25 protein-coding genes are annotated in these 22889 nt (G+C 61.0%); 16 read left to right on the forward strand and 9 right to left on the reverse strand.

The features are described 5' to 3' along the window. Window positions 1-175: 175 nt before the first annotated feature. The 3 genes from QKD99_RS06200 to QKD99_RS06210 form a co-directional block, all read right to left on the reverse strand. On the reverse strand, window positions 176-1048 hold the full coding sequence (locus tag QKD99_RS06200; RefSeq protein ID WP_347950992.1) for a hypothetical protein: 873 nt from the start codon (window positions 1046-1048) through the stop codon (window positions 176-178). Window positions 1049-1282: 234 nt separating this feature from the next. After that, window positions 1283-2341, reverse strand: coding sequence for a hemolysin family protein (locus tag QKD99_RS06205; protein WP_239278682.1), 1059 nt, complete (start codon window positions 2339-2341; stop codon window positions 1283-1285). Then, a complete protein-coding gene (locus tag QKD99_RS06210; protein WP_347950993.1) occupies window positions 2341-3738 on the reverse strand; it encodes a hemolysin family protein in 1398 nt (465 codons plus the stop codon). The genes QKD99_RS06205 and QKD99_RS06210 overlap by 1 nt, the downstream gene beginning before the upstream one ends. A gap of 147 nt (window positions 3739-3885) precedes the next feature. Here QKD99_RS06210 and hemW point away from each other — a divergent pair, with 147 nt between their 5' ends. From hemW to QKD99_RS06255, 9 genes are all read left to right on the forward strand, one after another. Continuing rightward, window positions 3886-5025, forward strand: coding sequence for a radical SAM family heme chaperone HemW (gene hemW, locus QKD99_RS06215; protein ID WP_347950994.1), 1140 nt, complete (start codon window positions 3886-3888; stop codon window positions 5023-5025). Between the two features lie 109 nt (window positions 5026-5134). Continuing rightward, entirely contained in the window at window positions 5135-6307 is a 1173-nt protein-coding gene (locus QKD99_RS06220; RefSeq protein ID WP_284868329.1) for an ATP-binding protein, read from the forward strand. A 10-nt stretch (window positions 6308-6317) separates the two neighbouring features. Next, on the forward strand, window positions 6318-7367 hold the full coding sequence (hrcA, locus tag QKD99_RS06225; RefSeq protein WP_284810930.1) for a heat-inducible transcriptional repressor HrcA: 1050 nt from the start codon (window positions 6318-6320) through the stop codon (window positions 7365-7367). A 69-nt stretch (window positions 7368-7436) separates the two neighbouring features. Then, on the forward strand, window positions 7437-8588 hold the full coding sequence (gene dnaJ, locus QKD99_RS06230) for a molecular chaperone DnaJ (protein ID WP_297846045.1): 1152 nt from the start codon (window positions 7437-7439) through the stop codon (window positions 8586-8588). Continuing rightward, a complete protein-coding gene (locus tag QKD99_RS06235) occupies window positions 8588-9346 on the forward strand; it encodes a 16S rRNA (uracil(1498)-N(3))-methyltransferase (protein WP_347950995.1) in 759 nt (252 codons plus the stop codon). The genes dnaJ and QKD99_RS06235 overlap by 1 nt, the downstream gene beginning before the upstream one ends. A 23-nt stretch (window positions 9347-9369) precedes the next feature. Then, window positions 9370-10350 (forward strand): PhoH family protein, encoded by a 981-nt coding sequence (locus QKD99_RS06240; RefSeq protein WP_347950996.1) that lies wholly within the window; start codon window positions 9370-9372, stop codon window positions 10348-10350. After that, a complete protein-coding gene (gene ybeY / locus QKD99_RS06245; protein ID WP_005326445.1) occupies window positions 10347-10964 on the forward strand; it encodes an rRNA maturation RNase YbeY in 618 nt (205 codons plus the stop codon). Before QKD99_RS06240 ends, ybeY begins: the two co-directional genes overlap by 4 nt. A gap of 52 nt (window positions 10965-11016) precedes the next feature. Further along, entirely contained in the window at window positions 11017-11865 is an 849-nt protein-coding gene (gene pdxY, locus QKD99_RS06250; RefSeq protein WP_225746602.1) for a pyridoxal kinase PdxY, read from the forward strand. Between the two features lie 374 nt (window positions 11866-12239). Continuing rightward, window positions 12240-13256: a formamidase gene (locus QKD99_RS06255; RefSeq protein ID WP_284791389.1), complete on the forward strand. Its 1017-nt coding sequence runs from the start codon at window positions 12240-12242 to the stop codon at window positions 13254-13256. Between the two features lie 84 nt (window positions 13257-13340). On the opposite strand, the gene QKD99_RS06260 is transcribed toward QKD99_RS06255, so the two are convergent. Then, window positions 13341-13730: a hypothetical protein gene (locus QKD99_RS06260; protein ID WP_225746604.1), complete on the reverse strand. Its 390-nt coding sequence runs from the start codon at window positions 13728-13730 to the stop codon at window positions 13341-13343. Here QKD99_RS06260 and QKD99_RS06265 point away from each other — a divergent pair. The 4 genes from QKD99_RS06265 to QKD99_RS06280 all read left to right on the forward strand — a co-directional run bounded on the left by QKD99_RS06265 (window position 13729) and on the right by QKD99_RS06280 (window position 16577). Beyond that, window positions 13729-13932 (forward strand): hypothetical protein, encoded by a 204-nt coding sequence (locus tag QKD99_RS06265; protein WP_225746605.1) that lies wholly within the window; start codon window positions 13729-13731, stop codon window positions 13930-13932. The genes QKD99_RS06260 and QKD99_RS06265 overlap by 2 nt on opposite strands. A gap of 118 nt (window positions 13933-14050) precedes the next feature. Next, a complete protein-coding gene (gene era, locus QKD99_RS06270) occupies window positions 14051-15088 on the forward strand; it encodes a GTPase Era (RefSeq protein WP_347950997.1) in 1038 nt (345 codons plus the stop codon). Between the two features lie 6 nt (window positions 15089-15094). Continuing rightward, window positions 15095-15811: a DNA repair protein RecO gene (gene recO, locus QKD99_RS06275; protein WP_347950999.1), complete on the forward strand. Its 717-nt coding sequence runs from the start codon at window positions 15095-15097 to the stop codon at window positions 15809-15811. Between the two features lie 10 nt (window positions 15812-15821). Continuing rightward, window positions 15822-16577 carry an isoprenyl transferase gene (locus QKD99_RS06280; RefSeq protein ID WP_080970435.1) on the forward strand — a complete coding sequence of 252 codons (756 nt, stop codon included), beginning with the start codon at window positions 15822-15824 and terminating at the stop codon, window positions 16575-16577. A 25-nt stretch (window positions 16578-16602) separates the two neighbouring features. Here QKD99_RS06280 and QKD99_RS06285 read toward each other — a convergent pair whose 3' ends face one another. From QKD99_RS06285 to QKD99_RS06300, 4 genes are all read right to left on the reverse strand, one after another. Beyond that, on the reverse strand, window positions 16603-16797 hold the full coding sequence (locus QKD99_RS06285; RefSeq protein WP_347951000.1) for a helix-turn-helix transcriptional regulator: 195 nt from the start codon (window positions 16795-16797) through the stop codon (window positions 16603-16605). Window positions 16798-16800: 3 nt separating this feature from the next. After that, on the reverse strand, window positions 16801-17250 hold the full coding sequence (locus QKD99_RS06290) for a hypothetical protein (RefSeq protein ID WP_347951001.1): 450 nt from the start codon (window positions 17248-17250) through the stop codon (window positions 16801-16803). Between the two features lie 174 nt (window positions 17251-17424). Then, entirely contained in the window at window positions 17425-17844 is a 420-nt protein-coding gene (locus tag QKD99_RS06295; protein ID WP_049378544.1) for a transcriptional repressor, read from the reverse strand. A gap of 70 nt (window positions 17845-17914) precedes the next feature. Beyond that, entirely contained in the window at window positions 17915-18205 is a 291-nt protein-coding gene (locus QKD99_RS06300) for a metalloregulator ArsR/SmtB family transcription factor (protein WP_204611260.1), read from the reverse strand. A 184-nt stretch (window positions 18206-18389) separates the two neighbouring features. On the opposite strand from QKD99_RS06300, the gene QKD99_RS06305 reads away from it, so the two are divergent. Genes QKD99_RS06305 through QKD99_RS06315 form a run of 3 tightly spaced genes read left to right on the forward strand, consistent with a single transcriptional unit; the run spans window position 18390 to window position 20721 of the window. Beyond that, entirely contained in the window at window positions 18390-19769 is a 1380-nt protein-coding gene (locus QKD99_RS06305; protein WP_049378546.1) for a glycine--tRNA ligase, read from the forward strand. A gap of 2 nt (window positions 19770-19771) precedes the next feature. Continuing rightward, window positions 19772-20281, forward strand: a complete 510-nt coding sequence (locus QKD99_RS06310; protein ID WP_347951002.1) for a hypothetical protein — start codon at window positions 19772-19774, stop codon at window positions 20279-20281. After that, entirely contained in the window at window positions 20281-20721 is a 441-nt protein-coding gene (locus QKD99_RS06315) for a hypothetical protein (RefSeq protein WP_347951003.1), read from the forward strand. Before QKD99_RS06310 ends, QKD99_RS06315 begins: the two co-directional genes overlap by 1 nt. A gap of 104 nt (window positions 20722-20825) precedes the next feature. On the opposite strand, the gene QKD99_RS06320 is transcribed toward QKD99_RS06315, so the two are convergent. After that, on the reverse strand, window positions 20826-22853 hold the full coding sequence (locus tag QKD99_RS06320; RefSeq protein ID WP_347951004.1) for a TPM domain-containing protein: 2028 nt from the start codon (window positions 22851-22853) through the stop codon (window positions 20826-20828). Window positions 22854-22889: the final 36 nt, after the last annotated feature.

Raw genomic sequence — 22889 nt, forward strand, 5'->3', positions numbered from 1 at the left:
ATGCTCGCGAAGGCTCTTTCTTATTGCGGGCGAAGTCTCGGTGGGTTCTCTTGCAAGGCGTTCGCCATTACCCTCCCTTCGCGCTCACCGGCGCAGCGAATTCCGCGGCGAAAGCGCCGCTGGTGAGCGCGAAGGGCGGCGGGGTAGAGGAAGGCGGGAGGCAGGAAGCGAGGACTTAGGCAGAACGGGCGGTCTTTTGTCTGGCGGAGATGGTGGAAATGAGGTCGGTCAGGAAGCGAGTGGGGTGGTCGATGAGCTGCCGTGGGGTATAGCAGAGGACGGTGAAGCCGGCCTCGCGCAGACGTCGGTGGCGCTCACGCTGATGGGCAAGCGCCTTCGCGGGGATGATGTCGATGAGGTAGGCGTTGTTGATGCATAGAGCGGTTGTGGTGCCTGGCAGCGCGGTGAACGGCGCCTCGAAGAACATGGGCCAGGGGAAATCGGCCTCAATGATAAGGGCGCGGGCGAAAGACTCGTAGGGAGAGCGGGAAAGAGCAGAGGCGTGGTGGATTACGGCGCGGACGATGCGGCTATTGCGCACCCGGCCCATGCGGGCGAACTCTTCCTTGAGGTCTTCTCGGCTGAGGCCGGAACGCAAAGCGGAGTCGGCGGCGATGAGGCCGTCGGTGAAGCCGTGGTATCGGGCGACGTCGATAACCGCGCGGGCCTTGGAAACGCATCGGGTGCCGTCCACGAGGACGGGCTCGGGAAGGGAAGCCTTGCGGTAGATGCGCTCGGGATGGCGGCGGTCCTTGTGGGGAAGCGTATTGGTGGGAAGGGCCATTTCAATCTTTTCCTCGGCCGTGGCGATGACCCACAGTCCGTGAACGCGGGCGGCGGACTTGGAGATGAGTACCGCGGTATAGGCGCTGCGGGCGGCGGCGATGGCGCGCAGGCGCAGCTGGGAGGGGAAGTCGAGGCAATGGTAGTGATCGCGCTGGACTGCGATGCGTGGTGCGAGTTTGAGGTAGGTGCCGTTTTTCAGGTCGGTCCAAAAGGTGGGGTGGTTGGTGCGGATGGAGTCGATATTGGTCAGTGGTGGTGTCATGCCTCCTAGAAAAGGGCACACCGTCGGCCGGCGCGAGGAAATGCCGGCCGGGGCTGTGGATAACGAGGCGGCCGTGAAGGCAGAGTGAGCGAAGTGGCGGCTGGGAAAGTCGCGGACGCAGTTATCCACAGCCCCAGGAAATATTCCTTGCGGGCGGGTGCGAAAACGGCAAAGCCCGCGCCGGCCACAATGAAGCGGGCACGGGCGCGGGCGCGGGCGAGGACGCGGCGGGAACTAGACGGCTGGGGGAGGGGTGACCTTATCTAGCTGCTCGGTAATCTGCGGCCATAGCTGGCCCATGATGTCGTCCCAGGTAAGAATCCACACGGCGTTGTCCTTATCGGCCTTGCCCACCATGACGAGCTGCTCGTTGCGAGCGCGCATGTGGTCCAAGGTCTTTTGCACGGTGGTGGAAGAAGACACGGACAGGGCAGGGCGGGAGAACTCGAGAACCGGGGTCTCTGGTTCTGCCAGCAAGGTATCGCGCACGTGGACCACGCGGGGGACGCGGGAGTCCTTAGGGAAGACCAGCACGCGCATGATGTTCTTGCGCACAACGAGGTCTTGGAGGTCTTCCACGGTGGCGTCGGAAGGCAGGGGCACTACCTCAGAGCCGTGCTCGCGGGCCATGGCGCCCACAGTGGAGTTTTCCAACTCGATGACATCAGAAATCTGGTTGGCAGACTCATCATCCAAAGCGCCGGTCTCGCGGGAGTGCTCGACCAAGGTGCGCAGGGTTTCGGCGTCGTAGCCGGCCGCACCGGCGCGGTCGACGGGCTCTTCGCCGGCCATGGAGACCATTTTGTTGGCCATGACGTTGATCCACTTCAGCAGCGGGCGGAAGATCCACACGAAGCCACGTGCGGGGACCGCGATGAACTGCAGGGCGGTCTCCGGGTGAGTAATAGCCCAAGACTTCGGTGCCATCTCACCCAGCACGAGGTGGAGGAAGGTGACGATGAAGAGGGCGAGGAGGAAGCTGACGACGTCGGCAATGCCCAGCGGCAGGCCCGCGGCCTCCAGCGGTGCCATGAGCAGGTGGTGCACCCACGGCTTGGTCACAGCACCGAGCACAAAGGTGGCGGCGGTAATGCCCAGCTGCGCGCCGGCGAGCATGATGGTCAGCTCATTGAGCGAGCGCAGTCCGGCGCGGGCGGTACGGGAGTTTTCCGCATCCTCTTCCAAGCGGTTGCGGCGAGCGCCCATCAAGGAGAACTCGATAATCACAAAGAAGCCGGAAGCGGCGATGATAAGCAGGGTAACGAGGAGGTTAAACCACCAAGATTCGGTCATTATGCATCCTCCTTCTTAGCGGCATCATCATCGGAGTGGTCGGAGTAATCCTCCACCAGCTCGATGGCAAGCACGGACGGCACGTGGCGGTCCACCTCTTGCACACGCAGGCGGAGGGAGCGAACGGGGGCCTCATCGTGGTCCACCCAGTCCTCGGGCTCGGCCTCGAGCTGGATGGTGTGTTCCTCGCCTACCTCAGGCAGCGCACCGGAGTGCGCAATGACGAGGCCGGCGACGGTCTCAAAGTCGCCCTCAGGCAGGTCGTGGCCGATGGCGCGCTCGATCTCATCAATCGGCGTATCGCCGTCGACCAACCAGTGGGAATCGTCCTGCTCGGTGATTTCCTCGGTTTCTTCGATATCGTGCTCATCGGTGACATCGCCCAAGATTTCCTCGGCCAAGTCCTCCATGGTCACGATGCCCACAAAGCCGCCGTATTCATCGATAACGCACGCCATCTTCTGGTCGCTATCGCGCAGCTCTTCCACCACATCCGGCAGCGGCATCAGCTCAGGGACCACGACGGCCTCCTGCATGATGCTGGTGGCCTTGGTGGCGGCGGGCAGGTCGCTTCCCAGGACGTCGATAAGATGCACCACGCCGATTGGATTGTGTTCATCGTCGATGACGGGGTAGCGCGTGTGGTCGGTAGACATCATCTCGCGGACCTCACCAAGGGTGGTGTCCGGATCAATGACGTCCACACGGGAGCGTGGAATCATGGCGTGTTCAACGTCGTGCTCTGGGAAGTCCAGCAGGCGGTCTAGCACCATGTAGGTATTCTCATCCAGATCGCCGGCCTCGTGGGAGGAATCCACGATGGATTCCAGGTCATCGGCGGTGGCAGAGGAATCGACGTCTTCTACCGGTTCGATGCCAAAGAGCTTGAGGATGGCATTGGAAGAGTACTCAAAGAAGTGGATGAGCCAGCCAAAAAGTCGCAGGTAAAGCTGTGTGGAGGCGGCCAGCCAGCGCGCCGTCTTCATCGGTGCGGCGATGGTGTAGTTCTTGGGGAAGAGCTCCGCAAACAGCATCGTCGCAATCGTGGAGATGAAAAGTGCCGCGATGGTACCAACGGTGACTGACACCGCGGAGGGAACGCCGACGCCGCCCAGCAACGTACCCAGTCCTTGGCCCACGAGCGGCTCGGCCACATAGCCGATGAGCAGGCCGGTAATCGTAATTCCGAGCTGCGCGCCGGAGAGCATAAAGGAGGTCTGCTGAGTAATAGCCAGCGCGCGTTGTGCTGTCTTATCCCCCTCAGCAGCCTGGGTCCGCAGCTGCGTGCGGTCCACGGACATATAGGAAAATTCTTGAGCCACGAAGTATGCGTTCGCGACGATGATGAGGCCGATGACTACGAAGCCGGCCAGAATCATCAAAATAGCCGATAACATGATTTACTCCCCACCGCCTAAAAGGAGGTAGGGACATCGACTCGGAGGTTCCACTGAGGGTGCCTTTCTACTTGGGAAGATGGAAACATACTACATGCTTAACCCCGCTTTCGGCCATTTTGTTCCCGGCCTATTAGGGTTTTATCCATGACTGAACCCTTCGGGCTGTATATCCACGTTCCTTTCTGCGCCACTCGTTGCGGGTACTGCGATTTCAATACCTATACCCCAGGCGAGCTTGGCAGCCCGCGCGATCTCACCGGCCCCTACCTGGATGCCTTGGACCGCGAGCTGGAGTTGGCGGCTGCGCGCGTGGGCCGCCCGGCCGAGACCGTTTTCATTGGCGGCGGCACGCCTTCGCTGCTGGGCGGGCAGGGTCTGAGCCGCATCTTGAACACCGTCCGTTCCACCTTTGGCCTGAAACCTGGGGCGGAGGTCACCACCGAATCCAATCCGGAGTCCACCTCGCCGGAGTATTTTGCCCAGCTTGCCGACGCCGGCTATACCCGCATCAGCCTCGGCATGCAGTCCGCATCCCCGGGCGTTCTCCAGCTCCTCGAGCGCGCTCATACACCCGGCCGCGCCTTTGCCGCCGCCCGCGAGGCCCGCGCCGCCGGCTTCGAGCATGTCAACCTCGACATGATCTATGGCACTCCCACCGAAACGGATGACAACGTGCGCGAGACGCTCGACCGCGTGCTAGAGACGGGCGTGGACCACGTCAGTGCTTATTCGCTCATCGTAGAAGACGGCACGCGCATGGCGCGCAAAGTCAATAAAGGTATCCTGCCCGCCCCCGATGAGGACGTGCTGGCACGGCGCTATGAGATGATTTCTACCACCCTCGAGGCAGAAGGATTCGAGTGGTACGAGGTCTCCAACTGGTCCAAGCCCGGCGGCGAGTGCGAGCACAACCGCATCTACTGGGTAGACGGCAATTGGTGGGGTGCAGGCCCAGGCGCCCACTCGCACTTGGGCAACGAGCGCTTCTTTAACGTCAAGCACCCCTCGCGCTACATCGAGGCCCTCGGCCGCGACGAGCTGCCCATCAAAGAGACCGAGACGCTTACCGACGCCGACCGCCACATGGAGAAAATCATGCTCGGCCTTCGTCTGCGCGAGGGCATCCCGGAGGCCTGGCTCGATGCCCACGCTGCCCCCGCCCTCGAGCGCTTCATCGGCCGCGGTCTGCTCGAGCGCGCCGGCAATCGCGTACGCATCACCAAGCCCGGCCGCCTGCTGGCCGATGGCATCATCACCGATCTCCTCGTCGCCGAAGAAACCTAATCCTCGTTCCCAGATCTTTAGACTTAGTCCAGTAGAAACCAAACCAGTTAGTTTTGACTCAGTCGATGAGAAACCTGTTATTCCGCTATTTTCTTGTTAGTCTTTTGATATGGACGATGCACTAAATCCGTATACTCCCGGTTCGGGACTTGCCCCTACAGTCCTCACTGGGCGCGACAGGGATCTACAAGCTTTTGACAACTTGATTAAGCGTGCAGAAAACAATTTGCTTGGCCGCCCGATGCTGCTCATTGGCCTTCGTGGAGTCGGCAAGACGGTCCTTTTGAACCAATTGAAATCACGGGCCGATAAGTGTGACTGGCTCACGGTAAAAGTTGAAGCTTCGCAAGGAGTGCGCGGGGCAGAGAGCGTACGGCGGGCAATTGCCAACGGGCTAGGAAAAGCTTCGCTGCGCTACCGTGCGAAGGCGTTGGTGAAAGAGAGTGCTTTGGCACTGTCGCGGGCGGTTGCATCATTTCACCTTTCCTTGGGGGACGGAGCAATGAACCTAGGAGTGGAGACTAAGGATTTAGCTCCTGTTACCGGAAACCTAGAGCTCGACCTGCAGGATGTCACCTCTGCTGTAGCGGAAACCCTAAAAAGGGATCGAAAGGCCCTTGCTTTCTTTATCGATGAAATGCAAGACCTAGATGAGGAAATGATGGAGGCGTTAATTTCAGCCCAGCATGAAGCAGGCCAAAACCGTCTACCCTTTTATATAATCGGCGCTGGTCTACCGAGCTTGCCCGGAAAAGTTGCTAGGTCGCGCTCCTATGCGGAGCGCATGTTTGAGGTACACACCATTGACCGCCTTGGCTTGCATTCGGCGCGCAAAGCTCTATCTGCACCCGCTGAGCGCCAAGACGTGGAATTCGAAGATGGCGCTCTGGATTTTCTTGCGGAGGCAAGTGGACAGTATCCGTACTTTTTACAGGAGTTTGGATCCCAAATTTGGAAGGTAGGCGAAATCTCACCGTTTACCATTGCGGATGCAAGGCAGGCCGCTCGCTTGGGAACAAAGCAACTAGACGCAGGCTTCTTCCAAGCTCGCTGGGATCGAGCTACGCCAGCTGAAAGAGACTATCTCAGTGCCATGGCAGCCTTAGGCGATGGTTCAGCGGAAACGAAAGAAATCGGTGAACGTCTAGGGAAGGATAATAAAGCTCTTGGTCCGGTGCGGGCTAAGCTCATAAACAAAGGTCTCATTTATTCCCCTGAGCACGGTAAAGTCAGGTACACCGTCCCGAACTTTAAAGAATTTATCATTCGCCGAAGCGAATAGGAGCGCCATAGTGTCTACCTCAACCGATGCCCGCCGCAAGGAAGTCCTGCGCGCCATCGTGGCGGACTATATTGCCTCCCAGGAGCCGGTTGGCTCTAAGTCGCTGCTAGAGCGCTACCAGCTGGGAGTTTCCTCGGCCACCATCCGCAATGACATGGCCGTGCTCGAATCCCAGGGCCTTATCTCCCAGCAGCACGCTAGCTCCGGCCGCGTGCCCACCCAGCAGGGCTACCGTCACTTCGTTGACTCCCTCCATGAGGTTAAGCCGCTTTCGGCCCCAGAGCGCCGCGCGATGCTCAACTTCTTGGAAGGCGGCGTCGATTTGGAGGATGTGCTGCGCCGCTCGGTGCAGCTACTGGCGCAGGTGACGAAGCAGGCGGCCGTCGTCCAGCTGCCCAACCTCAAGGTCTCTCGCGTCAAGCACTGCGAGGTCGTGGCGCTGTCCCCAGTGCGCCTGCTGCTGGTGCTTATCACCGATAACGGCCGCGTGGACCAGCGCAATGTGGAGCTCGATGAAATCATCGACCAGGATCAGACCTTCCGCTTGCGCGACATCGTCAATAGCGCGCTGGTAGGCAAGACGCTTAGCGACGCCTCCGTGAAGCTCGCCCACCTCGTCGATGACGCCCCCTTGGATATCCGCCACCACGTGCTCAAGGTGGCCACCACGCTCATCGAGACCCTGGTGGAGCAGCCCTCCGACCGGCTGATTATGGCCGGCGCCTCCAACCTCACGCGCGTGGCGCGCGAGTTTCCGGAAGGTCTGCCCAAGATTATTGAGGCACTAGAAGAGCAGGTCGTCGTCCTCAAGCTGCTCGCCCGCGTGCCCGATTTGGGCAACGTCTCCGTGGTTATCGGTGAGGAAAACGAGGAAGACCAGCTGCGCCAAGCCTCCGTGGTGGCCACGGGCTACGGCCTGGGCACGGGCGATGAGGTGGCCACACTCGGCGGCCTCGGCGTAGTGGGGCCGACCTTTATGGATTACTCGGGAACAATTTCTAAGGTCTCTGCCGTTGCACGGTATGTGAGCGAAATTTTGGCCGGCGAGCAGTGCGAGTAAACTGGCTGGCCGCGAATAATTTTTTCAAGTTAACCCCAACAAGACGAATTAGAAGGAATATCTCTTACAGTGGCTCGTGACTATTACGGCATCCTCGGTGTTGATAAAAACGCAACTGACCAGGAGATTAAGAAGGCCTACCGCAAAATGGCCCGCAAGTATCACCCGGATCTGAACCCGGATGATGACGCTGCCGCGGAAAAGTTCCGCGATGCCGCGTTGGCCCAGGAGGTACTGCTGGATCCGCAAAAGCGCCAGATTGTGGACATGGGCGGCGACCCCATGGAGCAGGGTGGCGGCGGTGCTGGCGCCGGCGGCTTTGGCGGCTTCGGTGGCGGCGGCCTCGGCGATATTTTCGCCGAATTCTTTGGCGGCGGCGCCGGCGGTTCCCGCGGCCCGAAGTCTCGCGTCCAGCCGGGCAATGATGCCCTGCTGCGCACCCGCATCACTTTGGAAGAGGCCTACACCGGCCTAAAGAAGAAGGTCACCGTGGATACCGCGGTGCTGTGCGATAGCTGTGGTGGTACCGGTTCCGAGTCCAAGGCCAAGCCGGTTACCTGTGATAACTGCAATGGCATGGGTGAAATCCAGGAGATGCAGCGCAGCTTCCTGGGCAACGTCATGACCACCCGCCCGTGCCCGAAGTGCCAGGGCTTTGGCGAGGTCATTACCGATCCGTGCAACCACTGCGCCGGCGACGGCCGCGTGAAGAAGCGCCGCGATATCACCGTGAATATCCCGGCCGGCATTAATGACGGCATGCGCATCCGCATGGCCTCCCAGGGCGAGGTCGGCCACGGCGGTGGCCCGGCCGGCGACCTCTACGTCGAGGTTCATACGGAGGAGCACCCCGTCTTCCAGCGCAACGCTGATGACCTGAACCTCACCGTGCGCGTGCCGATGATTGATGCCGCCTTGGGCACCAACTTCACCATCGACCAGCTCAATGGCGAAGAGCTCACCATCGACATCGAGCCGGGCACCCAGCCGGGCGAGTCCATCAAGGTCGATGGTGCCGGCATGCCGCGCCTGCGCACCGATGGCTATGGCAACCTCTTTGCCCACGTGGACGTCGTTGTGCCGAAGGACCTGGACCGCAAGACCCGCGAGTCCCTAGAGAAGATCCGCAACTCCCGCGACGAGGGCGCGCGCGTGCGCACCACCGGCGACGGCCAAGAGGAATCCTTCTTCAGCCGCATCCGCGATAAGTTCCGCCGCTAATGTCGCTGCCCGTCTTCATCCACCCGGATCTCTCCGCCGCGCGCACCGGCGAGGCCTTCAGCTTTTCCGGCCCGGAGGCCCGCCACGCCGTGACGGTCAAGCGCATGGGGGAGGGCGAGCGCCTCGAGCTTATCGACGGCACCGGTACCCGCCTTGCCCTCACCATCACCGCTACCTCGGGCAAGGACTCCTTGGAAGGCACGGTCGACTCCATCGACACCGCGCCCGATCCCACCCCGCGGGTGAGCGTGGTACAGGCCATCCCGAAGTCCGAGCGTGCCGAGCTCGCCGTGGATCTTGCCACCCAGGCCGGCGCGGATGAGATTATCGCTTGGCAGGCGGATCGCTGCGTGGCTAAATGGGACGGTAAGAAGGCACCGAAGGCGGTGGCCAAGTGGCAGGCGGCTGCCGATTCCGCGGCCAAGCAATCCCGTCGCGCCCGCATCCCGCAGGTGCGCGGCCCGCTGACCACACCGCAGCTTGTCCAAGAACTCACCGGCGGCCGCGACGGCGCTTCCTCCCACGCACCCACCGTGCTCGTATTGCACGAGGAAGCTACCGTCTCCATCAAGGACGTGCCGCTCACAGAGGACGTCGTCCTGCTCGTCGGCCCCGAGGGTGGCATTGGCGACGCCGAGCTCGATCGACTCAAAGAAGCCGGCGCCACACCCATCAAGCTCGGCCCGGAAGTGCTGCGCACGGCCAGTGCGGCAATGGTGGCCCTCGCTGCAATCGGCATGCGCACCGAGCGTTGGTAGGCGGCGCTGGTAGCCTAAAGCACGTGCCTATCATCACGAAGAAATGTGAGCTAGATTCCGCCTACATCAGCAGCGTGCTGGGTAGTGCGGACGATAACCTGCGCGTGCTCAATAACCGCCTGGATGCGGACCTTTTTGCCCGCGGCAATGTCGTCACCGTCACCGGTCCGGATTATGAAGTGGCCCGTGCCGCCAAGATCCTCGATGAGCTCGAGGCCATCGCCCGCCGCGGCCACGCCGTGTCCACCGATACGGTCAAGCACACCATGGACATGGTGGCCGTGGAGGCGCCGCAGTCGGTATCGGCGGCGCTGGCGGCGGACATCGTTAAGCGCCGCGGCAAGGCCGTCCGCCCGAAGACGGTGGGCCAGTCTGAATACGTGCAGGCCATCGACGATAATACGGTGGTCTTTGGTATCGGCCCGGCCGGTTCCGGCAAGACCTACCTGGCGGTGGCCAAGGCCGTGCAGGCCCTGCAGACCAAGCAGGTCTCGCGCATTATCCTCACCCGCCCGGCCGTGGAGGCAGGGGAGAAGCTCGGCTTCTTACCGGGCACGCTCAATGACAAGATTGACCCGTACCTGCGCCCGCTGTACGACGCCTTGCGGGACATGCTCGACCCAGAAATGATTCCCAAGCTCATGGAAGCCGGCATCATCGAGGTCGCCCCGCTGGCCTATATGCGCGGCCGCACGTTGAACGATGCCTTCGTCATCCTTGACGAGGCCCAAAACACCACGCCCGCGCAGATGAAGATGTTCCTCACCCGTCTGGGCTTTGGCTCCAAGATTGTGGTCACCGGCGATGTCTCCCAGGTAGACCTCCCCCACGGTCAGGTGTCGGGCCTGCGCATCGTACGCCGCATCCTGCGCAATGTGGATGATATCCACTTCGCGGACTTGGGCTCCAAGGACGTGGTGCGCCACCAGCTGGTCGGGCGCATCGTCAATGCCTATGAGACCTTTGATAATAAGAAAGCCGCAGAATACGAGGAAATGGAATGAGTATCGAGTTTCTCAATGAATCCGGCTTCGAAGGCGTCAACGAGGAGATGCTGATTGACGTCGCCTCTTATGCCTTCGGTGCGATGGACATCAACCCCGATGCCGAGTGCACCATCACCTGTGTGGATTTGAAGACCATCGAGGATCTGCACGTGCGCTGGATGGATCTGGAAGGCCCCACCGATGTCATGAGCTTCCCCATGGATGAGCTCACCCCTGGCGCCATCGCCGGTGGCGGCCGCCCCGATGCCGCCGACCCAGGCCCGGCCATGCTGGGCGATATCGTCCTGTGCCCCGAGTTCGCCCTGCGCCAGGCGGAGGCCGCCGGCCACTCCCTAGGCCACGAGCTGGCCCTGCTTACCGTCCATGGTTGCCTGCACCTGCTGGGCTATGACCACTCCACTCCGGCCGAGGAGAAGGAAATGTTCGGCCGGCAAAACGAGCTGCTCGCGGATTGGTACGACGATGCGGCCGAGCGCGGCGTTTCCTATCAGCCCAAGCCTTCTGGCCCGAAGGCTTTTCCTGACGCCGCCGAGCGCGCCAATCTGGACAAGCAGGTTCCCGGTGGCGGAATCCCTGCGGTGGGCGAGCCACAAGATCGCCCGGAGGAATAATTTTTGTCTTTTCCTTGGTGAGCGCGCGGGCAGCGTAGCACAATGGGTAGCTATGACTATCCTTTCCATCCAGTCCCACGTCACCTACGGCCACGTTGGCAACTCCGCGGCCGTCTTTCCCCTGCAGCGCGCCGGCCATGAGGTATGGCCGGTCCACACGGTGAATTTCTCCAACCACACCGGCTACGGCGACTGGGGCGGACCGATGATTCCAGCCAGCGACGTCACCTCCATCATCGACGGCATTGAGAAGCGCGGCGCCTTCCCGCAGATCGACGCCATCCTTTCGGGCTACCAGGGTGGCGCCGACATTGCCGACGCCATCGTGGAAACCGTCCGCCGCATCAAGGCCGCCAACCCCAAGGCCCTCTACGCCTGCGATCCTGTAATGGGCAATGCCAAGTCCGGCTGCTTCGTCTCCGATGAGATCCCGCCGCTTTTGCGCGACCGCGTCGTGCCCGTCGCCGATATCATCACCCCCAACCAGTTTGAGCTGGGCTACCTCACCGATTCCGAGGTTGGCACCCTCGATCAAACCCTTGCCGCGGTGAAGAAGGCACAGGAAATCGGTCCGAAGACCGTGCTGGTTACCTCCGTTAAGCGCCCCGAGACTGCCGACGACCAGATTGAGATGCTTGCCGTCGACGGCGACCGCGCTTTCTTGGTGTCCACTCCGCTGCTGCCGTTCAAGCGCAACGGCTCCGGCGACGTCACCGCCGCCTTGTTTACCGGCCACTACACCGAGACCAGCGACGTCAAGGAGTCCCTGCGTCGCACCGCCTCTTCCGTGTATGACCTGCTGGAAAACACCTATGAAGCCGAGTCTGCTGAGCTCCGCCTCATTCAGGCGCAGGACGTCTTCGCTCACCCGCGCATGCAGTTCGACGCCGAGGAGCTTTAGGCCTGGGCGGCCCCGTTCGCGCGCGTGGGAACCCGTGAAGTTTGGCCTCCTAAAGTTAGGTCCATTCTGATCGAGCCGATCTGAGGAAAACTTCCCCTCAGATCGGCCTTTTCGCCCTCAATTCGGCCCGATCACCTTGGACTTTTCTCCTCTGCTCCCTTAAGAACCCGCACCTACGCCCACCCCAAGGTCTATCGAGTGTCGGCCGAGCTGAGTAAACTTTCCCTTCAGCTCGGCTCTCTTATTTCATCAAAGGCGGCTTACGACGAGTCTCTCATACGAGACTACTTCTCTGGATGAATAGTGTGGCGTACTACCACAACATCAGTAATATGGCTCCCGTCACATCATCTACTTTGCGATAGGAGCCCACCATGTCCAGCACCGGCAGCATCAGCGCATCCCCCGACGGCCTGTTGATGGCCCTCATGCAGTACCCCGTTCCCGTGGTCAATACCCCGGAAGACGTCCAAGCCAGCGTGGACGAAATTTGCCGCATGGTGGGTTCCACCAAGGCGGGCTACCCGGACCTCGACCTTATTGTCTTCCCGGAATATTCATCCTCCGGTCTCAATACCAAGATTTGGTCCTATGATGAATTCCTCATCGGCCTCGATGACCCAAAGGTGGACCAGTTCAAGCAGGCCTGCAAGGACAATGATGTCTGGGGCGTCTTTTCCATCATGGAGCCAAACCATGAGGAAGGAAAGCCGCCCTTTAATACCGCCATCATCATCAACTCCGACGGTGAAATCGCCCTGCACTACCGTAAGCTGCAGCCATGGACTCCCATCGAGCCTTGGTACCCAGGCGATTTGGGCATGCCGGTTTGCGACGGCCCGAAGGGCTCCAAGCTCGCTGTAAACATTTGCCACGACGGCATGTTCCCTGAGCTCGCACGCGAGGCTGCGTACAAGGGCGCCAACGTCTATATCCGCATCTCTGGCTACTCCACGCAAACCCAGGATCAGTGGATCATGACCAATAAGACGAATGCCTTCCAAAACCTGATGTACACCGCATCCGTAAACCTGGCTGGCTATGACAACACCTTCTACTACTTCGGTGAAGGCAACGTCTGCAATTACGATGGCCACATGATTTCTGAGGGCCACCGCAATCCCGGCGAAATCGTCACCGCCGAAATCTTCCCTGAGCTGGCTGACAAGGCCCGCATCAACTGGGGCCTAGAAAACAACATCTTCAACCTAGGCAACCGCGGGTACGTTGGCTACCCCGGTGGCAAGACTGACAACTATCTCACCTGGGTCGAGGACTTGGCCAAGGGCGAGTACAAACTGCCTTGGGCTGACGACGTCCGCATCAAGGACGGCTGGAAGTACTACCCGGACGGCCCGCAGCTCGGCCCACTGCCGGACGAGTTTAAATAAGCCCTGCTAATCCACCACCAAGGCCCTGCACCCGTTTGACGGGTGCAGGGCCTTGACGTTGCTTAACGCTCTGCCTCTTTTCTGTTAATACTCGTAGCCTTCAACCGCACCCGTATCCGAATCGGCTGGCGCATCCGTAACCGCGCCAGACTCTGGTGCGTAACCTGCATCTATATCGCCGTAGCTATCGGGATAGTCCGAATCGGAAGGTGGAAGACCTCCATTGCACAGTTCGGCCCATTCCTCGGGGTACTTGTATCGTCCTTCTAAACCGCCACAGACTGCTTCAGCGCGTACGGAACGCCGGTGGGACGGCGTATCGCATAGTTCTGTAGGTCTTTCGGTGCCGTCAGAAAATGTGCCGATGATGGTCAAGTTTCCCGGATCGCAATACAGGAGCTCCGGCTCGGCAGCCACGGCTTGGGGTTGGGTCTCCGGCTCGGGAGCGACACTTTCTGCAGGTTCTTCAGTCATGCTCTCTTCACTGCTGGTGGTAGAAGAAGTGGTGGTTGAAGAATTGGAGGTGCTGGAAGAAGAGGTTGCGGAGGAACTCGTGCTCGTCTCTGGGGACGGTTCAGAATCTGGAGAGGAGCATGCGGAGAGGAAGAGAGTAAGTGCAGCGCCCAGAATTAAGGCAGGAGACTTGCGGGACATGAAGGGACCTTTCGGAGAGTAAGCACGGTTTGTGCTGGGGAGAGAGGTTTCTCCATAGATTAGCCCTATGCCGCTTCACCGGTGCGAATTGGCCATGAACTAATCGGAGATCTTGACTCTGTGGGCTATTATTGCGGGTAATGAGTTCTGATTTTGATGCACAGTTTGATGCGGCATTCGAGGGCCTGCCAGAAGACCCCGATGATGCCGTGTCGGAAGGCGCCGAGAATACGGCAGCCCCGCTTGATTATTCGCAATACACCGATACCCCGGAGGGTTTCCGCTCGGGCTTCGTATCCTTTGTCGGGCGCCCGAATACCGGCAAGTCCACGCTGACTAATGCCCTGGTGGGGCAAAAGATTGCGATTACCGCTGACCAGCCGGAGACCACCCGCCATACCATCCGGGGCTTGGTACACCGCGAAGACGCTCAAGTTATCGTCGTGGATACGCCGGGTCTGCACCGTCCGCGCACCTTGTTGGGCGAGCGCCTCAACGAGGTGGTCAAGGATACCTACGCTGATGTGGACGTTATTGGCCTGACCATCCCGGCCGATGAAAAAATTGGCCCGGGTGACCGCTGGATCCTGGAAAACGTGCGCAGCATCGCGCCAAAGACCCCGATCATCGGCATCGTCACCAAGCTGGATAAGGCCAGCAAGGACCAGGTAGGCGCCCAGCTTCTGGCCCTGCACGAACTGCTTACCCAGGAGGATCCGAATGCGGTAGTCATCCCGGTCTCCTCCAAGGAGGGCGTGCAACTGGATGAGCTGGTGCAGGTCATCGTGGACCACCTGCCGGAAGGCCCGAAGTTCTACCCGGATGATCACATCACCGATGAGGGCCAGGAAAAGCGCATCGAGGAACTCATTCGTGAAGCCGCCTTGTCCGGCTTGAAGGCGGAGCTGCCGCATTCGGTGGCGGTGCAGGTCGATGAGATGCTGCCGTCGCGCACCCGCGAGGGCGTGCTGGATATCCACGCCATTTTGTACCTAGAGCGCCCCGGCCAAAAGCGCATTATCGAGGGCAAGGATGGCCTGCGCTTCCGCCGCATTGTGGGCAACGCCCGCAAGGAAATTATTAAGCTGCTGGGCCAGAACGTATACCTAGACTTGCGCATTAAGGTGCTGAAGAATTGGCAGTCCGACCCGAAGTCGCTGGGTAGGCTCGGGTTTTAAACCACTATGCGCGAGAACTATCGTGACCGCGCAGTGGTCATCCGCACCTATGATTTTGGCGAGGCCGATCGCGTCATTGTCCTGCTCACCCGCGATCACGGCCTTGTACGCGCGGTGGCCAAGGGCGTGCGCCGCGCCAAGTCCCGCTTTGGCTCGCGCCTGCAGCTCTTCGTCAACCTCGATGTCCAGCTGTACGTGGGCAAAAATCTAGCCACCATTTCCCAAGCGGATACGGTGGATTACTTTGGGGCGCGCCTCATTGAGGACTATGAGCGCTACACGGCAGCCTGCGCGGTACTGGAATCGGCAGAGCGCCTTGCTTTTGCCGACGCCGCTCATGACCCCTACCTCTACGAATCCGTCACCGCGACCTTGGAGCAGCTCCAGATCGCGGACCCGACCATGACGCTGGATGCCTTTTTGCTGCAGGCGATGGCGCATGCCGGTTGGGCACCGAGCCTGTTCAACTGTGCCCAGTGCAACCGGCCCGGCCCGCACCACGCCTTTCACCCGGCGGTCGGCGGGGCGGCGTGCCACGAATGCCGGCCGCCGGGCGCGGCCGAGGTGGATCCGGAAACCCTGCATCACCTGTGGCTTTTGGCGCATAACCATCCGACGAATCCCACGAATGCGCAAAAGCAGGAGGGGCACCGCCTAGCGCGGGCGCACCTGCAGTGGCACATGGAGCGCAATGTTTCCGCATTGCAGGTTATGGAGCAGTAGAATATAGCCCGTGATTACGCCAGACCCGAACCGCACTTTGACCCCGCCGAATATCCCGGACGAGTTCCTGCCGCGCCATATTGCGCTGGTCATGGATGGCAATGGCCGCTGGGCCCAGGAAAAAGGCATGAAGCGCACCGAGGGACATAGGCGCGGCGAAGCCGTGCTTCTTGACGTCGTCGATGCCTGCCTTGCCGCCGGCGTTCCTTATCTTTCGGCCTATGCTTTCTCTACGGAGAATTGGCGCCGCAGCCCCGAGGAGGTCCGCTTCCTTATGGGCTTTAACCGTGACGTGTTGCGCCGCCAGCGCGAGTGGCTCAATGAGCGCGGTGTGCGCGTAGTGTGGGCCGGCCGCCGCCCGCGCCTGTGGCGCTCAGTAATTAAGGAGCTCGAGGCTGCCCAGGAGCTGACCAAGGATAATACCAAGATGACCTTGGCCATGTGCGTCAACTACGGTGGTAGGGCAGAGCTGGTGGATGGTTTTCGGGACATCGCCAAGCAGGTTGCAGCCGGCGAGCTCAACCCGCGCGATATTAAGGAAGAAACCATCGCGCAGCATCTTTATGATCCGGACATGCCGGATGTGGATCTCTTCCTGCGCCCGTCCGGTGAGAAGCGCACCTCCAACTTCCTGCTGTGGCAGTCCGCGTATGCGGAGATGATTTACCAGGATAAGCTCTTCCCGGATTTCACCCCGGAGGATCTCTTCGCTGCCATCGAGGAATACGCGCGGCGCGACCGCCGCTTCGGTGGCGTTAAGAAGTAGCGCGCAGCAGCGAAGCGGTGTGCGTTTATAGCTCGGGGATAAAGATGTCCTCGATGCGGCAGGAAAAGTGGCGCGCGATCTGAAATGCGAGGGGGAGCGAAGGATCGTAGCGTCCTTTTTCAATACTGATGACCGTTTGGCGCGAAACGCCTAGCTCGGTGGCCAAGCCCTGCTGGGAGAGACCTTGGCTCTCGCGAATTTTTTTGAGCCGGTTGTCCATGGCTTAGCTCGCTGCGCGCCTGTGGGCAAAGTAGCTAATGCCAAAGGTTCCGGTGACAAATACGCCCAAGATGATGGTGAGCATGGTGCCGGAAACCTGGAATTCCCAAAAAGAAGAAACAACGCCTAGACCGCCAATGCCATAGAGCATGGCGTGCAGGGTGTTTTCCGAGGCCTGCGAATACCAATGAGATTCGATGGAATTTTCTGGGTCGGGTGTTGCACCGCGGATGGTGGACCGATCCACCATGAAAAGCCAGCTAGCTGAGATTGCAACAGGAAGGAGACACAGCGAATACACCGCAAACGCTAGCCACGGCGAATCATTGTGTATGAACGCGGCCATGATGGCACCGGCGGCCGCCGCTATGGCCGCGCCTGCAGCCAGGGACAAAGTGATGAGCTTAGTTTGTGAGCCGCCAAACTTGGGGCGGCCAAAGTGAGTGGTCCGCACGGAAATCTCCTGAAACAAATGATTGTAAAGCGTGCTTGACACACACTATATGTCAAGGACACTTTACTGTAAAGGGGGCTTTACTATCGCGATAGTTGCAGAAGAAAAACCTCAGGCTCCGGGAGTCGGAGTCTGAGGTTAGGGGAGTGGTTGCGATCGACGGCGCGCGGCCGTTTAGGCGGAGGCGGCGCAGTCGCTGCAGATGCCAAAGACCTCGGCATCGTGGCCGGTGAGCTCGAAGCCATAGTCCTTCGCGACGGAGGTGGCCCACTTTTCAATGGGGCCGCCGTCGATTTCCTCGGTGCGGCCACATTTGGTGCATACCAAATGGTGGTGATGGGCGTCGGTCTCGCAATGGCGGTAGAGAGTTTCGCCATTGGGCATGTGGAGTGCGTCCACTGCATCGATATCGGTTAGGGACTGCAGGGTGCGGTACACGGTGGTCAGGCCCACCTTTTCCTCACGCTCTTGGAGCTCGTGGTAGATCTCCTTAGCAGAGGAGAATTTCTCCATTTCCCGGAGCACCTCGACGACTGCGGTGCGCTGCTTGGTATTGCGCGCGCCTAGTTTGGGAATACTGTCGTGTAAAGCCATGCCCTCAATATTATCAGTGCTTTTTCAATAACTGCACAGTCAGGCGGCTTTTTATGCAGGAGGGGAGGGGCTAGGAGGCGATCTTGGCGGCGTCGGCAAGCAGGTCCAAAACCTGCGGCGCAATGAGCGAGTAGGTTACCTCGCGGCCGCTGCGCTCGGAGTCCACGATGCCTGCCTGCTTGAGCACGCGCAGGTGCTGGCTGATAAGGGGCTGGGACTTGCCGGTGGCCTTGACCAGCTCATGAACAAAGTGATCGCGCTCGGCCAAACGGGAAATGATGGCGATGCGTAGGGGCGAATCGAGGGCAGCGATCACGCCGGCAGCCGCAGAAGTATTTGGGGCCTTGTAAGTGGTCGTCATAGGGAATGTCACCTTCAATTAAATACCCATTACCTGTCGGTCACCCTTATATTACCCGATACGTGCAATACGTTGTATTTATTTCAGATTAAATTCATGCCCCAATCCCACCGCCGGGAAGTGCTTCGGGTTAGACTGAACGAGATTGTCAAGACTGTCCCCTACCAGAGGAGTCCGAAAACTAATGGCATCCGTCATCGATACCGTTGTAAACCTGTGTAAGCGCCGCGGCTTGGTCTACCAGGCAGGTGAAATTTACGGCGGTTCCCGCTCCGCGTGGGACTACGGCCCTCTTGGTGTAGAGCTCAAGGAAAACATCAAGCGCCAGTGGTGGCGCCACATGGTTCAGTCCCGCGCAGACGTCGTGGGCGTAGATACCTCCGTCATCCAGCCGCGTCAGGTCTGGGTATCCTCCGGTCACGTCGAGGTCTTTTCTGACCCGCTGGTGGAATCCCGCCACACCGGCAAGCGCTACCGTGCCGACGACCTCATTGAGGCCTATGAGGAAAAGCATGGCCACGAGCCAGAAAACGGCCTGGCAGACATCAACGATCCGGAAACCGGCCAGCCGGGTGACTGGACCGAGCCGAAGGCCTTCTCCGGTCTGCTCAAGACCTTCCTGGGGCCAGTCGATGATGAGCAGGGCCTGCACTACCTGCGCCCGGAGACCGCACAGGGCATCTTCGTTAACTTCAAGAATGTGATGACCTCTTCGCGCATGAAGCCGCCGTTTGGCATCGCGAACATCGGCAAGTCTTTCCGCAACGAGATCACCCCGGGCAACTTCATCTTCCGCACCCGCGAGTTTGAGCAGATGGAAATGGAGTTCTTCGTTAAGCCAGGCGAGGACGAAGAGTGGCACCAGTACTGGATTGATGACCGCTACAACTGGTACGTGGACCTGGGCATCAAGGAAGAAAACCTGCGCCTGTACGAGCACCCGAAGGAAAAGCTCTCCCACTACTCCAAGCGCACCGTGGACGTGGAGTACGCCTTTGGCTTCAAGGGCTCCAAGTGGGGCGAGCTGGAGGGCGTGGCCAACCGTACGGACTATGACCTGTCCGTACACGCCAAGGGCTCGGGCGAGGACCTGTCCTACTACGACCAGGCCAACGACGAGCGCTGGATCCCGTACGTTATCGAGCCGGCCGCCGGCCTGGGCCGTTCCATGATGGCCTTCTTGGTCGATGCCTACGATGAGGAAGAAGCTCCCAACGCCAAGGGTGGCACCGATAAGCGCGTGGTCCTGCGCCTGGACCGGCGCCTGGCACCGATCAAGGTGGCCGTACTGCCGCTGTCCAAGAAGGAAGAGCTCTCCGAGCCAGCCCGCAAGCTAGCCGATAAGCTGCGCGCTTACTGGAACGTGGACTTTGACGTCTCCGGCGCCATCGGCCGCCGCTACCGCCGCCAGGATGAGATCGGCACCCCGTTCTGCGTCACCTTCGACTTCGACACCCTCGAAGACGATGCCGTAACCGTGCGCGAGCGCGACACCATGGAGCAGGAACGCGTGAAGCTCGATGACCTCGAGGCTTACCTCGCCGCCCGCCTGATTGGGTGCTAGGGATGCATTACACCAGCTGGGATCGCTCCGACCGCGCAAAGCCTGTGCTCTTGGCCGAAGACGGCCCGGAGCAGCTGGGCGTATTCTCGGAGCATTCCGCGGAGGTGGACGGCCACTTCTGGCGCACCGAGGTCAGTGATCTGGGCGCCTCTGCCACGCTTGCCGACGGCTGTATTTACCGCCTCGCCGGCCGCCCCGGCCGCGACAAGCGCCTAGAGGCATCGCTCAACGGTCGTACCTTCACCTTCATCAACGAAAACAGCGGCGACTGGATCATCGATGACGTCGATGACGAAAAGGTAGGGCAGTTTACCGCGCGCAATTCCGGCGTGCGCAAGGCCATCCTCGAATTCGAGCACGATGCCGAGGGCCTGACCGCCGCGGAAATCGCCGGCTTGAGCTGGTTTACCCGCGTCATCCTGGATGCCAATACCCAGGGCAAGGCCTGGGCCTGGATCATTACCTTGGTCCTGGCATCCATCGTCGCCCTCGTCGCGCTATTCGTCCTCTAATGACTGCACAGTGGACCTGGCGCGCGGGCGCTCTCACCAACGTCGAGGGGCACGAGCTTGCCTCCGTGCGCGACGGCGTGCTTGCCACCGCGACCGGCGAGCGCCTCGCAGTAAAATCCTCGCTGGATTCTTCCTCCCCGCGGTTCTTCCTGCGCGCGCAGACCGCCGCGGGCGAGGATTTCTCGGTCACCCAGGCCGGGATGACCGTCACCCGCTTGCGCGCGATCTGCGCTGACCGCGAGTACCTGCTGGAGCGCCGCAACCCCTTCCGCCGCGAGCGCCGCATCGTGGCCCGCGGCACGGGCAACGAGGTTGCCAGCACCGCGCCGGCCGGCGATAGCCTGCGCGTGAGCGTGGGCGAGCTGCCGGAGCTCGACGCCATTTTCTTGAGCTACGCCTGCTTGCTTCTCGACGCCAACCCGCGCACCCTGCGCACCTAGCCCAGCGCCGGGGAGAGCCGGGAGCCGGGCCACCCGCGCGCGAGCCTAGGGCAGGGCTGCCGGGCCGTGGGAGTGGACTGGGCAGGCTAGGCGGAATGGGCGGGCTAGAAGGAGCCGCCGCGGAAGCCGCCTCCGCCACCACCGCCGAAGTCCCCGCCGCCAAAGCTTCCTCCGCCGAAGCCGCCGCCTCCGAAACCACCGCCGAAGCCGCGGCCGCCGCCGAGCATTTGGCCAAGGACCATACCGGTCACGACATTGCCGGCGGCGTTGCCCATCTGCTGGCGCTGCTGGCGGCGACGGTGCTCGTCGATGTCATCCTTGGCGCGCTGCAGCGCCGCCTGGGCTGCGGCCACCGCTTCGCGGGAGGACTGCAGCGCGGCGCGGATATCGCTGCGCTCGGTGTGAAGGGCTTGGGCGTGGAGGCGTTTGGCGTCGGCAAGCGCAGTGCGCGCGCCCGAGCCGATGATGCGGCCGCGGGAGGAAATGAGGTCTTCTGCGGCCTGGATATTGGATTCCGCTACGGAAATCTGCTGGCGGAAGAGATCCAGCTGGCGCGCGTGCGTGGAGGTCTTTTCGCGCACGCGGTCGAGCGCTTCATCTAGTTGGGTATCGATAGAGGTCAGCGCGGTGTGCTGGCCCAGAGGATCCTGCTGGCCGTGGGCCTTGGCATCGTTGACGGCGGTGCCGGCGCGGCCGAGCAGATCCTCGAGCTTGTCCCAATCCGCGGTGGTTCCCTGGGCCTTGCCTTGGCGCTCGAGCTCGCGGGCCTCGTCGATCTCGCCCTCGACCTCGGCGATAAGCGCCTCAAGGTTACCGCGGGCGGTGGCGATATTCTCCTCGGCGTTTTCCACGCCGGAAATGAGGCGATCCGTCATCTCACAGGCGTGCTCGATATCGCGAATAAGTCCCACCAGCGGGCCCTGCTGGCCGGCCGGCTGGGTCTGGACCCCGCGGGCCTTGTCGAGCAGTTTCTCGGCCTCATCGAGGGAAGCGGCGGCAAGCTCGGGGTTATCGGCAATGGAGGAGAGCACGTTCTCGTCATAGTTGGACTTCAGGCCGGCCAGCGTGGACTCGGCTTCCGGCAGGCGGGCGCGCAGGCCCACGGTCCGCTGGGTGAGCTCATCCAGCTTTTCATCGGAGTGGATGAGCAAGTCGCGCATCTTGGCAAACTCCTCGGCCTGCGCATCGAGGGCATCATCGGCCTGGCCGCAGGAGGAGACAATTTCTACCAGCATCTGGCGGCGCTCGGCCGGGGATTCCGGCACAGCATCATCCAGGCGCTGGCGCAGGTGGAAGGCCTTTTGCAGGGTAGAGGTGGAGTGGTTCATCGCCTTGGTAAACGGGCGCACGCGCTCTGGGCCGAACTCGGAGAGCGCGATATTAAGCTCCTCCTTGCCGCGGCGGATGGACTCATCGGTAGAGACCAACTCCTCTTGGGCCAGCTGGTCCAAAGTCTCCAGCGGCAGGCGATTCAACTGGTCGGTGTCACCCGGGGAAATCTCGCGGGCGGACTCCAGCGTCTGCGCATTATTCTTCTTTGTAGTGCGGCGCGAGTAGTACATGATTCCGCCGCCGGCGGCGACGATGGCGGCCGCGCCACCGCCCAGCCACGCTAGTCCAGAGGAATCGGAGGCGGAGTTAGTGGAAGAGGAGTTGCCCAGGGCGGCGTCGGCAAGCGCGACGGCCGAAGCACCGTATTCATCGCTGGCCAGCTTGTCATAGGCGGCGTCATACATCTGGTCCAGCCGGCCCTTGGGCCATGCATCGCCGGCCTGCACGCCCATCTTGCGGTCATTGATGGATAGCACATAGACCGCGGAATTCGGCCCCTTGTCCTGGACAGCCTGGCCCGCAAAGGTTTCCGGATCCGTGCCCAGCTCATCGGTGATATAGACAAAGAGCGTCAAGTGCTCGTCCTTTTGCAGCTGGGCAATCTTCTCCCTGAGCTCGGCCTTTTCTTGGGTGCTTAATACACCCGCGTCATCGGTAACCTTTTCCGTTAGGGTTGCCGTATCGGTACCCTGCGCCACGGTGGTGGTCTCGGCGGCGAAGGTAGACCCCGCACCGACGGAGGTGCAGCCTAAAATGAAAGCGGCAATGGCCGCGCGGCCCAAACGTGCACTCAAATTCATGCCCACCACTTTACCGGCTTAACTTAGCCCTCCGGC

Origin of the sequence: Corynebacterium sp. c3Ub_189 (assembly GCF_039907195.1) — a bacterium.
GTDB lineage: Bacteria > Actinomycetota > Actinomycetes > Mycobacteriales > Mycobacteriaceae > Corynebacterium.

Bases quoted from the DNA above. Each gene is read 5' to 3' on its own strand.
- QKD99_RS06200 (WP_347950992.1), bottom strand. From the start codon at position 1,048: ATGACACCACCACTGACCAATATCGACTCCATCCGCACCAACCACCCC.
- QKD99_RS06205 (WP_239278682.1), bottom strand. From the start codon at position 2,341: ATGACCGAATCTTGGTGGTTTAACCTCCTCGTTACCCTGCTTATCATC.
- QKD99_RS06210 (WP_347950993.1), bottom strand. From the start codon at position 3,738: ATGTTATCGGCTATTTTGATGATTCTGGCCGGCTTCGTAGTCATCGGC.
- hemW (WP_347950994.1), top strand. From the start codon at position 3,886: ATGACTGAACCCTTCGGGCTGTATATCCACGTTCCTTTCTGCGCCACT.
- QKD99_RS06220 (WP_284868329.1), top strand. From the start codon at position 5,135: ATGGACGATGCACTAAATCCGTATACTCCCGGTTCGGGACTTGCCCCT.
- QKD99_RS06235 (WP_347950995.1), top strand. From the start codon at position 8,588: ATGTCGCTGCCCGTCTTCATCCACCCGGATCTCTCCGCCGCGCGCACC.
- ybeY (WP_005326445.1), top strand. From the start codon at position 10,347: ATGAGTATCGAGTTTCTCAATGAATCCGGCTTCGAAGGCGTCAACGAG.
- pdxY (WP_225746602.1), top strand. From the start codon at position 11,017: ATGACTATCCTTTCCATCCAGTCCCACGTCACCTACGGCCACGTTGGC.
- QKD99_RS06255 (WP_284791389.1), top strand. From the start codon at position 12,240: ATGTCCAGCACCGGCAGCATCAGCGCATCCCCCGACGGCCTGTTGATG.
- QKD99_RS06265 (WP_225746605.1), top strand. From the start codon at position 13,729: ATGCTCTCTTCACTGCTGGTGGTAGAAGAAGTGGTGGTTGAAGAATTG.
- QKD99_RS06260 (WP_225746604.1), bottom strand. From the start codon at position 13,730: ATGACTGAAGAACCTGCAGAAAGTGTCGCTCCCGAGCCGGAGACCCAA.
- era (WP_347950997.1), top strand. From the start codon at position 14,051: ATGAGTTCTGATTTTGATGCACAGTTTGATGCGGCATTCGAGGGCCTG.
- recO (WP_347950999.1), top strand. From the start codon at position 15,095: ATGCGCGAGAACTATCGTGACCGCGCAGTGGTCATCCGCACCTATGAT.
- QKD99_RS06285 (WP_347951000.1), bottom strand. From the start codon at position 16,797: ATGGACAACCGGCTCAAAAAAATTCGCGAGAGCCAAGGTCTCTCCCAG.
- QKD99_RS06295 (WP_049378544.1), bottom strand. From the start codon at position 17,844: ATGGCTTTACACGACAGTATTCCCAAACTAGGCGCGCGCAATACCAAG.
- QKD99_RS06300 (WP_204611260.1), bottom strand. From the start codon at position 18,205: ATGACGACCACTTACAAGGCCCCAAATACTTCTGCGGCTGCCGGCGTG.
- QKD99_RS06305 (WP_049378546.1), top strand. From the start codon at position 18,390: ATGGCATCCGTCATCGATACCGTTGTAAACCTGTGTAAGCGCCGCGGC.
- QKD99_RS06310 (WP_347951002.1), top strand. From the start codon at position 19,772: ATGCATTACACCAGCTGGGATCGCTCCGACCGCGCAAAGCCTGTGCTC.
- QKD99_RS06315 (WP_347951003.1), top strand. From the start codon at position 20,281: ATGACTGCACAGTGGACCTGGCGCGCGGGCGCTCTCACCAACGTCGAG.
- QKD99_RS06320 (WP_347951004.1), bottom strand. From the start codon at position 22,853: ATGAATTTGAGTGCACGTTTGGGCCGCGCGGCCATTGCCGCTTTCATT.